16 protein-coding genes are annotated in these 14,315 nt (G+C 45.8%); 6 read left to right on the top strand and 10 right to left on the bottom strand.

Annotated features, from left to right (window positions below):
• Together LX87_RS29460 and LX87_RS28100 are read right to left on the bottom strand one after the other, a co-directional pair.
• The coding region (locus tag LX87_RS29460; RefSeq protein ID WP_170139500.1) for an IS3 family transposase at nucleotides 1-178 on the bottom strand (178 nt) is incomplete at its 3' end.
• A 189-nt stretch (nucleotides 179-367) separates the two neighbouring features.
• Nucleotides 368-574, bottom strand: a complete 207-nt coding sequence (locus LX87_RS28100) for a transposase (RefSeq protein WP_111631630.1) — start codon at nucleotides 572-574, stop codon at nucleotides 368-370.
• A gap of 548 nt (nucleotides 575-1,122) precedes the next feature.
• Here LX87_RS28100 and LX87_RS28095 point away from each other — a divergent pair.
• The 3 genes from LX87_RS28095 to LX87_RS28085 are packed head-to-tail and all read left to right on the top strand — an operon-like array spanning nucleotide 1,123 to nucleotide 3,159.
• Nucleotides 1,123-1,443: a transposase gene (locus LX87_RS28095; RefSeq protein ID WP_111631629.1), complete on the top strand. Its 321-nt coding sequence runs from the start codon at nucleotides 1,123-1,125 to the stop codon at nucleotides 1,441-1,443.
• Entirely contained in the window at nucleotides 1,424-2,152 is a 729-nt protein-coding gene (locus LX87_RS28090) for a transposase (protein ID WP_111631628.1), read from the top strand. The genes LX87_RS28095 and LX87_RS28090 overlap by 20 nt, the downstream gene beginning before the upstream one ends.
• Before the next feature lie 32 nt (nucleotides 2,153-2,184).
• Nucleotides 2,185-3,159, top strand: coding sequence for an IS110 family RNA-guided transposase (locus LX87_RS28085; protein ID WP_111631627.1), 975 nt, complete (start codon nucleotides 2,185-2,187; stop codon nucleotides 3,157-3,159).
• A 32-nt stretch (nucleotides 3,160-3,191) separates the two neighbouring features.
• Here LX87_RS28085 and LX87_RS28080 read toward each other — a convergent pair whose 3' ends face one another.
• Nucleotides 3,192-3,791 carry a hypothetical protein gene (locus tag LX87_RS28080; RefSeq protein ID WP_111631626.1) on the bottom strand — a complete coding sequence of 200 codons (600 nt, stop codon included), beginning with the start codon at nucleotides 3,789-3,791 and terminating at the stop codon, nucleotides 3,192-3,194.
• A gap of 508 nt (nucleotides 3,792-4,299) precedes the next feature.
• On the opposite strand from LX87_RS28080, the gene LX87_RS28075 reads away from it, so the two are divergent.
• Nucleotides 4,300-4,638, top strand: coding sequence for a zinc ribbon domain-containing protein YjdM (locus tag LX87_RS28075; RefSeq protein ID WP_111631625.1), 339 nt, complete (start codon nucleotides 4,300-4,302; stop codon nucleotides 4,636-4,638).
• Nucleotides 4,639-4,815: 177 nt separating this feature from the next.
• Here LX87_RS28075 and LX87_RS28070 read toward each other — a convergent pair whose 3' ends face one another.
• From LX87_RS28070 to LX87_RS28050, 5 genes are all read right to left on the bottom strand, one after another.
• Nucleotides 4,816-5,103 (bottom strand): hypothetical protein, encoded by a 288-nt coding sequence (locus tag LX87_RS28070; protein ID WP_111631624.1) that lies wholly within the window; start codon nucleotides 5,101-5,103, stop codon nucleotides 4,816-4,818.
• 29 nt (nucleotides 5,104-5,132) lie between these two features.
• Complete coding sequence (locus LX87_RS28065; protein WP_111631623.1) at nucleotides 5,133-5,540, bottom strand: EthD family reductase; 408 nt, start codon at nucleotides 5,538-5,540, stop codon at nucleotides 5,133-5,135.
• Between the two features lie 214 nt (nucleotides 5,541-5,754).
• On the bottom strand, nucleotides 5,755-8,403 hold the full coding sequence (gene ppsA, locus LX87_RS28060; RefSeq protein WP_229310870.1) for a phosphoenolpyruvate synthase: 2,649 nt from the start codon (nucleotides 8,401-8,403) through the stop codon (nucleotides 5,755-5,757).
• The gene (locus tag LX87_RS28055) at nucleotides 8,369-8,848 is read right to left on the bottom strand and encodes a MarR family winged helix-turn-helix transcriptional regulator (protein WP_111631621.1); all 480 of its coding nucleotides are present in this window, start codon (nucleotides 8,846-8,848) and stop codon (nucleotides 8,369-8,371) included. Before LX87_RS28055 ends, ppsA begins: the two co-directional genes overlap by 35 nt.
• A 278-nt stretch (nucleotides 8,849-9,126) precedes the next feature.
• A complete protein-coding gene (locus LX87_RS28050) occupies nucleotides 9,127-9,516 on the bottom strand; it encodes a T9SS type A sorting domain-containing protein (protein ID WP_111631620.1) in 390 nt (129 codons plus the stop codon).
• Between the two features lie 367 nt (nucleotides 9,517-9,883).
• On the opposite strand from LX87_RS28050, the gene LX87_RS28045 reads away from it, so the two are divergent.
• A complete protein-coding gene (locus LX87_RS28045; protein WP_111631619.1) occupies nucleotides 9,884-10,948 on the top strand; it encodes a flavin monoamine oxidase family protein in 1,065 nt (354 codons plus the stop codon).
• An 829-nt stretch (nucleotides 10,949-11,777) separates the two neighbouring features.
• Here the strand turns inward: LX87_RS28045 and LX87_RS29245 are convergent.
• Together LX87_RS29245 and LX87_RS29240 are read right to left on the bottom strand one after the other, a co-directional pair.
• Nucleotides 11,778-12,011, bottom strand: a complete 234-nt coding sequence (locus tag LX87_RS29245) for a hypothetical protein (protein ID WP_229310869.1) — start codon at nucleotides 12,009-12,011, stop codon at nucleotides 11,778-11,780.
• A gap of 406 nt (nucleotides 12,012-12,417) precedes the next feature.
• Nucleotides 12,418-12,756: an IS110 family transposase gene (locus LX87_RS29240; protein ID WP_229310868.1), complete on the bottom strand. Its 339-nt coding sequence runs from the start codon at nucleotides 12,754-12,756 to the stop codon at nucleotides 12,418-12,420.
• A gap of 367 nt (nucleotides 12,757-13,123) precedes the next feature.
• On the opposite strand from LX87_RS29240, the gene LX87_RS28035 reads away from it, so the two are divergent.
• A complete protein-coding gene (locus LX87_RS28035; RefSeq protein WP_229310867.1) occupies nucleotides 13,124-14,134 on the top strand; it encodes a transposase in 1,011 nt (336 codons plus the stop codon).
• Nucleotides 14,135-14,315 lie beyond the last annotated feature (181 nt).

Here is a 14,315-nt window from a genome sequence, read left to right as displayed (position 1 = left end):
TAGTCGTTTTTGGCACGAAACTACGGGGCTGAATCGCTCGCCAATCCTGTTCGTGCATCAATCGGCGAACCCGATGTCGACCCGCCTTTACTCCCTGTTTTTTCAGCGCTTCCAGTACACGACGGCTCCCATATCGTCGCGTGTTTTCCCAAAAGATCGTTTCAATCGCCGTTGTCACGGGTTGATCGTTGATCACTTGTATAAAGGTTATGCCGTTACGATAAGCATAATAGCTACTTTTGCTGACAGCCAGCACTTTACAAAGCAGTCTGACTGGAAAGGCGGTTTCTTCGGCCTGAATGAATCGATAGATTTGCCTTATGTCTGTCGGCTTGGGCAGCCCCGCTGAAAATGGCGACAGCTTTTTTTAGGATCTCGCGCCGGGCGACGGTCGCTCCATCTCGGCCTGGCGTAGCTGTTTGCGTAAAAGATCAACTTCGTGCTGAAGGTTTTGATCGGTTTTTTTCTCCCCTTTACAACTTGCCTTTCGCCAGGCATGAATCAGACTATCGCTGATGCCCATCTTACGGGCTACGGCCATGATGGATTCACCATTGGCTACTAGCTGCAGCACATCGGCCCGCGCGGACGGCTCCGTTAAACTCGGCGGTATACTTTCGTTTCGGTTGTTGGGATTGGTTCATGCCGGGCCGACGCATCGGTACACGAAGTTAAAAAAGTTTCGTGTCCGGATTTTTAGGACCATATCAGTAAATTGAGCCACCAGTACGGGTAAGTCCGGGCTTTTATTAGCTAAACCTGTTTAACATGTTTTGACTCCTACTGGTGAATTTTTAAGCCTCAACAGTTCAATTGGTTCAAAACCGCGTTTGCTATGCTAGGGTCCAAAAATTCAAGGCGTCAAATCCTTTTCTTCTTCCCCGCTCCGGCCTTTAGGTTTGTGGTGTGGTAGTAAACCAAGATTTAGGTAGCTTACTAAACAGACAACCAAGCGGGCTTCCCTATCGTCTCCGGCCAGGTTAGCGTCCTATGGGCCGATTCAGGTCCCGCTCGGTCTTTCTTACTTAACCTCGAATAGAAATTTGGGATAGCAGTCCCATTAGCAAGGTAGCGAGTGATGAGTAAGCGTCTGATTATCGAACCTTAAAATTAAGTACTTCAATGGTTATTCACCACTTTATTGGGATTGATGTATCAAAGAACACGCTGGATTGGGCTGTGTACGCCAATAAAGGCATCATTTGGCAAATCCAATCTGAGAATTCACCCGTTGCTATTCGAGCTATCATCAAACAACTCAAGACTTTACCCGGCTTTAATTACTTAAACTGCGTGGTCTGCATGGAACACACTGGGCTTTACAACGCACATGCCTTAGAGGTGCTTTTTCAGGCTCAATTTCCGATTTGGCTAGAAGCTTCCCTACATATTAAACAAGCCGCGGGGCGCCCCGTGGCGTGGTTTGCAACGAATCAAGTCTGATAGTATTGATGCTCTGCGCATTGCTGAGTACGCTTATCGCTTTCAAGACCGGATACGACTTTGGAAGCCAGCCCGACCTGTTATCAAAAAGCTTACTGAATTTACTCGCCTTCGTCAGCGCTTACAAGGGATGATTAGTCAATTGAAAGTACCCCTGTCTGAACAGAAACGCTTCGGTGACAAAGGACTAACCGCCCAATTAGGGCAGCATTGCAGTGGTTCACTAAAGGCTTTAGACAATGATTTAAAAGATGTCGAAAAAGCCATTAAACAACTGATCGCTGATGATCCTATTCTCAAGTCGCTCTTCGAACTGGTCACTTCTGTACCCGGTGTGGGTCAAGTTGTGGCTACTGAGTTGATCTTGGTCAGCGCTGAATTTACGGCTATTGACGATCCTAAAAAGCTAGCCTGCCATGCAGGCGTGGCTCCCTTTGAACACTCTTCAGGCAGTAGCATACGAGGGAAAACCCGCGTGAATCACCACGCTAGAAAATCACTCAAAACGCTACTTCACTTGGCAGCCATGTCGGCTCTTCAAGTTAAAGGTGAACTTCAGGAGTATTATCGGCGAAAAGTAGCCGCTGGCAAAAACAAGATGCTGGTCATCAATGCATTACGAAATAAACTCATCCATCGGGTCTGTGCGGTGGTCGGGCGTGGCAAAAATATGACAAAAACTATACGCCCACGCTTGTTTAATCCATAGAAATCGGCCCGGCTTTGTAAATACCTTTTCGTATGACAACTTACATTGGTTTTGACGTTGCCAAAGATAGTCTTTCGATGGCGGTCCCAAAACTTAATGCGGGCTGGAAAGTTGATGAATTTGCTAATTCACCCGATGGCATTCGTGCTCTTTTAAGTCAGTTACCTGACCAAGCTCATTGTATTCTGGAAGCAACGGGCTCCTACTCCGTCTTGGCAACCTATATGCTGACTCAAGCGGGGGTAACAATTTCGGTGATTAATCCCAAGCAGAGCCATCATTTCGCCAAAATGCATTTGTCGGTCACAAAGACAGATCCACGTGACGCTGTTTTATTAGCGGAATACGGACGAGTTATTCAACCTGCTGTTTATCAGATGAGTAATAGCAGTTTATTATTACTCAGGCAGAAGCGGACGTTGTTGCGTCAGTATCAAAAACAGCGGGTAGCCTTGCTTAATTTGCTCGAATCGTTCCAGCCTTTACCTATAAAAGATCCTACCGTTGAGCAAAGTTTGCAGCAAATGATTGCTCATTTCCAGGCGGCTATTGCTCAACTTAAAGCTGAAATCAATCAGGTTTGTCAAGCGGATTTCGCTGATCAGTATAAGCGGTTACAGTCCATAAAAGGCATTTCTCACGCTGTCGCCACTGCCTTAATTGAAACGGCAAATGGCTTTCGCGACTTTACATCGGCGAAAGCTCTCGCCAAGTTTATCGGCGTTGCTCCCATTATCTATCAATCTGGGAAAGTAGGGATCACGAAGGGGATCAACCGCTCTGGTGATGCTCATCTCAGAGGCCAATTATATATGGCTAGCTTGTCAGCGATTCGCTATAATAAACCTTGTCGAGAGTTTTATCAGCGGCTAAAAGCGGCTGGTAAGGCAACCAATGTAGCTTTAATGGCCGTGGTTAATAAACTGCTTCGCCAAGCTTATGCGGTGGTTAAATTCAACGAGGATTTTGATCCGAATCATCGGCCAATTTTACGCTCCGTGCCTTGACTTTTAACACAGTTCATGTTATCTATATTTGATTAGTATAACCAATAACTAATTCCTACACCTACTTGGTAACTGATACTAGCACGTTGTAAATCCGCCCAGCCGACTCGACCACTGATCGCAAATCGATTCGCTATCGCTTGTTCATATTCCAGTGCAAAATGGGGGCCTATATTCCATTCTCGTATCCCTTCCCGATCCGTTTTTAAGTCAAAAATTCCGGGCTCGCCAGGTCTGATACTAAAACTACTTCCAACCCAAAGATTATCCTTACGATACCAACTCGACAAGCCACCTCCTAGCCGTAAAGCATACTTAGCAGAAGGTAACAGATCCACTAATAAAGTAAGATCGGTAGTAATTCGACGGCGTTTATTACCGTCAATATAAATATCTTGATAAAGGTTCTTGCGACTGTTTTGTTGGAAATACCCTATAGAAGCCCCTATCAGGAGCCTATCCTTGAAAAGGTGTTTAGTATACCGGACTTGATACCGAACGTCCTTTGCATCGGGAGCGTCTAAGGTCATCAGATCAAGTCCCGCTCGAATAGAGGATTTTGTAAAGGGGCGTTGAGCATTACTTGTAAACGCCCAGAGCTGAACCAAAAATAGGATAGCGATGGGTTTCATATTAATTGTTCATTTGTTGTATCATCAATAAAATATAAAAGTCAATCTATGGATGTTTCTTAACTATACTGCGGGTCTTTTCCCTCCCCTTTCCAAAGGACAAACCGGCTTGCTCCTATATCTTTTCTGCGAGGTATGATCTGGGAGTATTTCATTAACATAAGGTAAGGTTCTTGGTAATAAGTTTAATGTTTACCAGCTTATCCGTCTTAATTAACGTGTATCGGAAAGTCTTTTTTTATAAACTACTGACAATCAATACGGAATAGCGTAAGGTTTCTTCGGATGACTCATTGCACATTACCCTTAAGAACCCGGAATACAATATTTATTACGAAATTTACAGAGCGGAATGCCCTTAGGGCTGATTAGCGGGCTTGGTGTTGACCATTCCCTTTGGCCATCAAGCCCGCTAATTTTTCGGCTTACTCATAGCCGCAGTGCTAGAAAGAGCTGAATCAATTTTCTTTACTAAATCCCATCAAATCACGTACAAAACAATACCATAATGAACGAACTGCCCCCCTGCCCGGTATGCAAATCAACCTTTACCTATCAAATGGATACCCTGCTTATATGCCCCGAATGTGGGCATGAGTGGAATCCTCAAGAAGAGGTAGAAACCGACGAATCAGTTGTAGTGAAGGATGCTAATGGCACTATTCTTCAAAACGGAGATACGGTAGTAACCATAAAAAATCTTCCGGTAAGAGGTTCCTCGCAAAGCATAAAAGCTGGCACCAAAGTGAAAAATATCCGCCTGGTAGATGGTGATCACAACATTGATTGCAAAATAGAAGGATTTGGGGCGATGGCTCTTAAATCAGAGTTTGTAAAGAAGAGCTAAGGCATACGAGTGTATTTTATTTTCGTTTACTGATTTCTTGTCAGTAGCCTATCCATGAAGGCGCAACGGATTACACTGCGCCCTCAGAACGGGACCACTTTACTTGTTAAAAATTAAAGCCGCCTTGAATTCAAGGCGGCTTTATCGGTTATTTTTATCACTAGATACAGCGTGCCGTTACTGAACCGCGACCAGTCGGGGAGGGGCCACCGGCTGTTTGGTCGAAAGCGTCACGGCTTTAGTGGTGGTTTCCACCCCGTTGCTGATGGCCACCTGATACACCCCGTCGGGCAAATTGCTTACACCCATCCGCAGACGAACCACATTCCGACGTTTGCCTTCGGCGGTGGTGTGGATACCGCTCTGAAAAGCGGCTACTTTCTTGGGTTTGTTGGGGTCGGCTTGGGCGGAGTTGAAGCTGTCAGCGGTTAAGGTCAGGGCAACGAGCCTGCCACCGATGCCCACTTTTTCAATTCAGTATTGACATACCATCATTACTTGATCACCTCACTCACCAGAATGACAGGAGTAATATTGGTGTAATTTGCAAAATCGGCACGAATAGCCTCCCTGTTCGGCCCGATAGCCGATTGATACTCACTTAGGCTTTTTACGTAAAATGTACCGATAGCCATAAAAGGCAATGGTTGGTTGGGAATCCCACTGGCAACCCCTCTGTCAATTGTGTATTTAACCAAGTTTGATCCCAAAAATGCGGCCACCATAGGCATGTGCTTGGTTTCATAATACTCCATATTAAAGGTCTTCCCTTCGGCATACGGATACATGATGGATACTTTAATCAAGCCTTTTTCATCCGCAGTCCTGTTCTGCATTTCCTGACTAAATGATCTAAAACAGGTGGTAAAAAGGAAAAAAGATACCATTAATTTTAACTTCATAACTCTCTAATTTAAGTAGTTAACTATCCAATTGACGGTTGCGGATGGGAAGCTCGCTCTGTTCAATTTGGGCAAGCTATCCCGGGTCTTGGACTATTGGTACGACACAAACTGAAAGTCGGTTCGCAGTGCGGTTCCCCGCTGGGTCGGATACCCGCAGCGCCCCCACGCCTAGCTAGTTTTCACTGCCGCGCTTTCACGGGCTCAAGACAAGCTAGTAAAGAATTTCAATGATGCCGTCCACTCCATTTACGCGAATTTTCTGGCCGTCCTTAATGAGACGGGTAGCATTTTCCACTCCTACAACCGCAGGTAACCCATATTCGCGCGCAATCACCGCTCCATGTGTCATAAGGCCACCAACTTCAGTAACAAGGCCTTTGATTGATAAAAATAAGGGAGTCCAGCTCGGGTCGGTAAAGGAGGTAACGAGTATATCCCCATCTTCCAGGTCTGCATTTTCCATGTTTAAGATGACACGGGCCCGTCCTTCAACCACCCCTGAGGAAACACCTAAACCAGGAATGGCCCCCGGGGGTAAGCTTTCGTGATTATAGTTACCCCAAACAACTTCTCCTTCAGATGTGATAACCCGCGGTGGAGTGAGTCTCTGGTAGGATTCAAAAGCTTTCTTTCTCTGGTTGATAAGTCTGGTGTTTGTCATATGTGTATGAACCAATTCGCGAAATTCTTCGAATGTGAGATAAAATATATCGTCGATCTCTGAAATCACACCCGCTTCCAATAGTGTCTTGGCTTCTTTCAATAAAGCCTGCTTATAGACAAAGAACCGGCTGACTATGATGTATTTTGGATATTCACGATAGCCAGCAAAATTCCGAAGAAGCTCGATCATGGCTTTCGTGTCTTTCACTTTTTGGGCTCCATCCGGTAAATTTTTCAATCGTTCGAGCAGGGTTTCTTCCTTCTTTAAGGCCTGCTGTAATCCCTTTTCAAATTTTTGTCTTGCTGCCCCGTACTCAAAGTTTTTGATATTGGTCAGGATTAAAGGAAGAAGTATCAATGGATTTTCACTCCAGCGCGTTTTCGTGATATCAATTTCACCGGCGCAACGCATACCGTACTTTTCGAGGAAGGCTGCAATTGCTGATTGAACATCCTGACCGCCGGGGAACTTCAACAGTTCATCTAAAAAGTTATTTGTTTTTACCTGCTGTAGATACTCTATTATTTCTCCGTATGGCCGAATGACATCCGCAAGGTCTAATAATTCCAAACCCATTTGGGAAGTAATATTATTGGACACGGATTGTGTCAAGACGTCCGCAACATTTTTTTCGCCGAGCCATTCAAGCATCTTTTCGTTGAGCCACGTTGAAGCGTTCATCGCTGCAATGAGTACGCCCATGTGCTGCGTGTGAAAGATCATTTGCCTGGATTGCCTGATATCCTCAACAATGAAATCAAAGAGCCCTATTCCAGATTCAGCAATAATGTCTTTTTTGAGCGTTTCTAAGGATTTTTGTGCATCTTCGATTAAACCAGCCACGATTTCTGGCCCATTACCTACCTGGGATAAAATAGCTTCGGGCACCATGTGCTTTTCGGCTTTAACAAGGGTTGGTATGTTTCCTTCATCGGGAATCGCCTTTATAAAGTCTTCCCTCTTAATAATTTGAATAAGTGCTTCTTTAATAAGCGGGTCATGCTGCTCCATAGCACTTAATAAATTTGCTCTGCCGGCTGGTGTAGCCAGGCTATCGGCGACATCGACAAATAACCTCCCGGCGGCCTCGAACATTGGCCTGGCTGCTCTTAGCTGCCACAAGGATAACCCCAACGGCTTCATCGGATCAGTCATCATCTGCTGATGACCCACTGATATAAATACGTGGTTGTTCTGATCGTCCACTTTTGGAACCGGGTATAAATTGGTAATCGGCCTGGTTTGGAGAAGGTAAACGATGTCATTCGCAAGACACCATTCAATGTCCTGCGGACTACCAAAATGGGATTCGACCGCTCTGCCAATGCGTGCAAGCCGTAGGATCTGTTCATCCTCCAACGCTTGAACATTTATCTGGTCAGCGGTAATTTCCTGTTCCGTGGTTCCGCCAGCTAGTGAAGCATAAATTCCCCGGGTCTTGGATGATATTCTTTTATCGACAATCTTTCCATCACGAACAGTATAATTATCAGCGCTTACAAGCCCTGACACCAAGGCCTCACCTAGCCCAAAACCAGCATCAATGGTTACTACCTTTCTGTTGCCGTTGAGCGGATTGGCCGTAAACATTATTCCTGCCGTGTCTGGAAAAACCATTTTTTGTACGACAACAGACAGGTACACTTTAGAAGGGTCAAATTTGTTTTGTAAGCGGTAGACGATCGCTCTATCGGTAAACAACGACGCCCAACATTTCCGCACATGGTTCAAAATGGATGCCTCACCTATGATATTCAGATAGGTGTCGTGCTGTCCTGCGAAAGAGAAGTCGGGCAAGTCTTCCGCTGTAGCACTGGATCGAATCGCATACGATTGAAGAGCGTCATTGCAGTTAAGATGTTCCCTGATTTCGTCGATGACGGGTTCTGGAATAGGGGTCTGCTCAATTGCGTTTCTGACGGCTTGACCAATTTCACTTATAGCTTTCCGATCATCTGATTTTAACGTTGACAACTGACGGAACAATCCCTCAAATGCAGCATTGGAAGTAACAGATTGCTTGTAAGCTTCTGTTGTTAGACAAAAGCCATCGGGTACCTCAACTCCATTCATTCGCATCAGCTCTCCCAGGTTGGCCCCTTTGCCTCCCACCAGGGCTAAATCCGTTTTGTTTATTTCTCCAAACGTGAGGGTATAGGCGTTATCTGGCATTGCTTTGATTATGAGTTGATTCATTAAGGGCTGTTGTTACGTCCTTCATTATTTCTATAGCACCTGAAAAATAGGCTTCAATAGTTTTAATTTGATCTTCCGAAAAAGACGCCATTAGCGTTGCCGACTTTTCCCGAAACGTTGCGTATAAGGGCACTAAAAGCGACATGATGTTTTCAGTAATCGGTTCGATAATGACCTTTCTCCTGTCATTCGCTACCAGTTTTCTTCTCACCAGGTTTTTCTTTTCAAACCGGTCGATTAATCCAGTAACCGCACCGGTGGTAAGGCCCGTCAACCTGGACAACTCCCCGGCTGTCATTTGGCCCTTCTCAATAATGAAGCCTAAATATTTATGATCGGTGCCCGACAGCCCAGCCTTGCGCGCAACTGCTTCGTGCATTTGAATTGAGTTGAAGGCATAGTGCTGACTTAACCTCCTAACTCCTTTAAGTAACTCACTTTCCATTCAAGTATCTTATTCAGTATTTATCTTAGTAACAAAGATATCGAAAATTGTTTTTATATCTGATACGGAGTAGAAATTTCGTTAAAAGTTTGACGGTATGATTTTGAAAGCCGTTGCAAGTCTTATTTGCAACTAAATAGACATGGAAATGAAAGGCCTTGACTCGCTAAAGCGAACATTTGATAAAGTAGCGTTATTGTATAGTGAAATTGATCACAAAAGAAAAAACCGGCTCTTCAAGGCCGGTTTTTTGCAGAAAAAGATTACATGGTTCAATATTAGTTGACAGCCACCAATCGGGGAGCGGCTTCTATCTGTTTAGTGGTTAATGTGACTTCTTTGGTGGTCGTCTCGACACCGTTGCTGATGGCCACCTGATACACGCCATCGGGCAAATTGCTTACATCCATCCGCAGACGTACCGCTTCCTGCCGTTTGCCGATCTGCTGGGCAAACACCTCCTCACCATTCGCATTCAACAGCCGAACCACTACCGCACTGGTGGTTTCTTTCTGGACGGCTACCTGAAGCTTGCCTTCGGCAGTGGTGTGGATACCGGTTTGAAAAGCGGCTGCTTTCTTGGGTTTGTTGGGACCGGCTTGGACGGTGTTGAAGCTGGCAGCGGTTAAGGTCAGGGCAACGAGCAGGGTGTTAAAAAGGGCTTTCATGGCGTTTATTGTTTAAGTGTTGTTGTTCCGTTTTGTTGAATCAAAGGTCGGCACCTTCGCCATGAAAGCCTGTCACAAATGAGTCAACTCCTGCTATTTTTGGGAAAAGCCGCTAAATCCCCCAGAATCCGTCACAAGGCAGTCAGCGGGAGAGTAGATAAATAAGGATTGGGTGTATACTTAACACAGTCATGAGACGCTGGTCAATAAGGTAAATTTAAGATAGCAGCCTCTTCTACCAATACCAGGTCTGCATTAACAGGTTGTTTTGGAAAAACGGGCGTTTCAAAAGACCCTTGCCAGTTGAAATGTGCCCTTGTTTTTGATATGCATTCGGAATGATTCCAACACAGTGTAATTTTGCGGCATGAAACCCAGTGACAAGATTATCATCCTTGGTGGTGGCTTAAGCGGGCTTAGTTTAGCCTATTATCTGCGTAACAAGCCCTTTAACGTAACTATTTTAGAAGCCTCGCCCCGATTGGGTGGACGAATCCATACCGTAGCGGGCCTTTTAGAGACCCCGTTGGAATTGGGGGCTACCTGGTTTTCTGCAAGGCACCCCAATCTTTTGACGTTGGTAGCAGAACTGGGACTAACTACCTTCCCTCAGTTTGCAGAGGGAGTTTCTTTATTTCAATCCAAATCCTTTGAACCTCCGCAAAAGTTCTTTATTCCTGCCTCCGAAGACCCTTCTTACCGGTTGGCAGGCGGAACCGGGCAGTTAATTGAGGCACTAGCCAAACAACTTGATCCCTCTTCCATCCACTTAGATACCGAAGTAACCGGCATTCAGGAAGTCCAGCAGGGAGTTGTTATTCAAACCGCGAACGGTCGAACGTATCAAGCCAATCAAGTCGTGAGTTGTATACCCCTTCCCGTGATGGCCTCAAAGGTAAACGTAACGCCTGAACTGCCTCTGGAAGTAGGTGAACTGTTACCAACGGTACAAACCTGGATGGGCGGCTCAATCAAATTTGCCGTTGAATATGCGACCGCTTTTTGGCGCTCGAATGGGTATTCGGGTATGCTCTATAGTCAGGCGGATATTGTCATTGAAATGTACGATCATACAAGCGCTGACGGTCAACGGTTTGGCTTCACCGGATTTTTAAGCCCAGGATCAGTATCCTTTACTCAGGAGGTACGGAAGGAGTTAGTCTTACGTCAATTAGGCGAACTATTCGGCCCCGAAGCCTTATCTGCTACTACCTATGTTGACAAAGTGTGGAATGATAAATTTCTGGTAGCGGGTAATGCTGTAATTCATCGGCCCCATCAAAACAATGGACACCCTTTGTTGCAACAATCGTATCTGAACGGGAAATTGTATTTCGGGGGCACAGAAACGGCGCGTGAATCACCTGGCTATATGGAAGGGGCTGTGGTGGCGGCCAAAAGACTGGCTCTCAAATTAAAAGTAGGCAATTAGCATTCGTCGCACCATGCTAAAACTAGGCACGTTTTGATTTAAAGTTAAGTAATACGGCTTCTCATATTGTTCAGGGCTAAGGTAGCCCAGCGACGACCGGGCTGCCGGCGCAGTGTCGTCGTTTGCTCAGGGTGGCCTGTGCCATTATAATGGCACAGCGCGGGCGGCCCCGTTAATGTAATCGAACAATTCAATTCGAGCATCTTCCAGCAAACAGAAAGCTCGTCGGCTACCTGGGTCATCTCATCGTGCATGGGTTTGAGCACCTCTTTATCCGCCAGCAGGATAAAGGGAATAAAGCGTTTATCCAGCGCTTTGATGGCCTTGAAGAGCCGTCTTTGTCACCATTAGCTTGTCTTTAAAAAGACTTCAGTGGATCAGGGTTACTCTGAGGCCTTACGTGGATATCCGGTACGCCAAATTCTGTCCTCAGCGGAAACTTAACTAGAAATAGCTCAATTTCCTTGTTCTGGGAAAGATGAAACCGTTTGATCTCTTCGGGGGCCACAAACACGATGTTGCCGAGTTGTCCGTTGAAGATTAGTTAATATAAAGTGTTCCTTACTTCTCGGCTCTTACGCAATGGGTCCAAATTGTTATTAAGAGTTGATTCAATTAGAACTTCTATCATTAATGTATGTAGTCAAATAAAAGTGGACAACTGAGGCCGGGCCGTTTTAGAATTGCTGAAAATATGCCGCGTCGGCCTGCTTTTTCCGCCGTTTGAGCATAGACATCTGCTTAATTCTTTGCCGCTGGGCTAAGATATGATCTTGACGCCCCCATAAGCATCTGCTGGCGTGACATTATCCAGTGATCGCCCCGATTTCTATGGTTCAACCAAATATTGGTGCATAATTTTTGTCATATTTTTACCTCGGCGCACCACGGCAAAAACTCGATGGACCAGTTTGTTGCGCACTGCGTTCAGAACCAACATCTTGTTTTTGCCTTCATTTACTTTCCGCTGATAATAGGTTTGTAATTCGCCTTTTGAACGGATGACAGCCATCGCCGCTAAGTGAAACAGTGCTTTCAGCCGTTTTCGCGCCTGATGACTCACGGGTGTTTTCCCTCGAATGCTTGTTCCTGATCAATAGCGCACGGGCGCCCCCGTCAAAAGGAGCAATGCCGGCGTGACAGTCGGACGGCCGATGCTGCCATCTTTTTGGGATCGGCGATAATCGTCATTTCATTGCGGGGCCGCCCGGCGGTTCTTTAAGCCGTGGATCATGTTGGATAAGATCATTTATCTGTCGATCAATGTCTTGTTTCTCGGCTTTAAACGCCAGGAGGGATTTTCGGGAGCTGTGTTTGAGCTTTTCTGTAGTGAAGGGCGAACAAATGATTCTTGCTCAGCCAGAGGGATCGACAGCAGTTTGTAGGCTTGAATCAGTCGTTGGCGGGCAGCTCTTAAGTACGCCAATTCCTGAATAATCATGCGAGGTGGCTGCCACAGGCGTAGCCGGTCACGAAAACGAAAGTGGTACGCCACCGCGGGCATATTCGGCAATACGCTGAGCATCAATGGAGTCATTTTTACCTCGTTGCATACCGCCAGCCTGCTTGATCTGCAAGGAAGACTCTAACCAAATGGCCAGGTTGGCTTGAAAGAGATAGTCCAGTAAGTGCGTATTATAAATGCCAGTATGCTCCATGCAGAAAACAGATGTCTCTGGTCGCCAACCTGGTAGCTTCTTTATTTGCAGTAATGCGCTCTTAATTCCTTCAATGGAGTTGGCAGATTGCAACCTAAATTGAATACCCCCTGGGGAATATACTACCCAGTCTAGCGTAGCCTTTGTCAATTCCAATGTAGTGTTGAAAGTCCATAAAACCGGTTAGTTTTGGTGATCCGTCAACTGACTTGCCTTGCTCAAACCCTTGTTCTGGTGGGACCGCCCTTTAGATTTGCTCTGTAATATTATTCCTAGATTTAGTAGTTTGTCAAAGTATCAGGGTAGGATTACCTAAGGGACCGCAGAGGTTTCGCTCTAAGCATGGAACGGTCCGCCGTCGCGGTCAGGACCTACTTTGAGTGGCTTGCCCAATCAACTGACTCAAATGGAAATTAGGGCATGAAGGCCCATTAGCAAGGGTTTGAGTAACTGGGTAGGCAATTTTTAATTCCTAATCATTGATCTCATATGGACCTACATTTTTCTATTGGTATTGATGTTTCCAAAGCCACGCCACGGGGCGCCCCGCCTGGATTGGGCAGTTTTTGATGGCAACCGGATTATCTTACAAGTCCAATCCGAAAATTCGGAGCTAGCCATTAAAACGACGGTCAAGCTAATCAAAGCTTTACCTGGATTTGAAGTCGCTCAGTCAGTATGTTGTATTGAGCAGACTGGGATATATTGCGCCCATTTGTTATCTACTCTTTATAAAATACACCTACCTATCTGCGGGGCCGCCCGGCGGTTAGAGAGTAGTCTACAGATCAAGAAGGCAGGCGGCCTGCAACGGGGTAAATCCGATGCGATTGATTCAGTACGTATCGCCGAGTATGGCTACCGCTTCCGAGATAAAATGCGACTCTGGCAACCACCACGGCGGGTTGTACAGCAGTTTGGTGCATTGAGTGTGTTGCGACAACGATTGATCTTGATGCGTCAGCAACTACAACAGCCATTGACTGAGCAGAAAGATTTTGTTGACTCAGCATTACAAAAACAGTTAATTAAAACCTGCCAGGCATCATTGAAGGCCCTAACGGCTGATCTAGAAAAAGCAGATGAGCAAATCGATGAGTTAATCCAAAATGATCCTCGGTTGAAGGAGTTGTTCGATTGGGTAACGTCCATTCCTGGGGTAGGCACCACAACGGCTACTGAGTTGCTGATTGCGACTGATGAGTTTAAGTCAATTGATGACCCTAAAAAACTAGCCTGTCATGCGGGTGTGGCACCCTTTGAACATCGATCTGGTAGCAGTATTCGTGGCCGGACCAGTGTCAGTCGCCATGCTCACAAGCGCTTGAAGAGCCTTTTTCATTTGGGAGCAATGTCAGCAATCCGCGTTAGAGGGGAAATGCAAGACTATTACAATCGTAAACTTGCTGAAGGCAAGAATAGGATGGTAGTGATAAACGCTATTCGCAACAAACTAATTCATCGAATTTGCTCAGTGGTACGTCGTGGTCAGAAATATGACAAAAACTATTTGCCAATACTTGTTTGAACCATGGAAATCCATGCGGCCGCGAACCCGTATTTCTATCCGAGCCAGGACAAGTCGAACAGAGTGGGCTCCTGAATCGGAGCTTAGCCGGGCCGATTTCTATGGTCTATGCAAGGGTATAGCGATAAAATTTATCATATTTCTCGCCCCGGCGGATCACGGCATAGATACGATGAATCAG

It is taken from the genome of Larkinella arboricola (genome assembly GCF_003259745.1).
Classification (GTDB): Bacteria; Bacteroidota; Bacteroidia; order Cytophagales; family Spirosomataceae; genus Larkinella; species Larkinella arboricola.
Note: the sequence above shows the minus strand (reverse complement) of the source record. Positions and strands in the feature narration are given on the sequence as shown.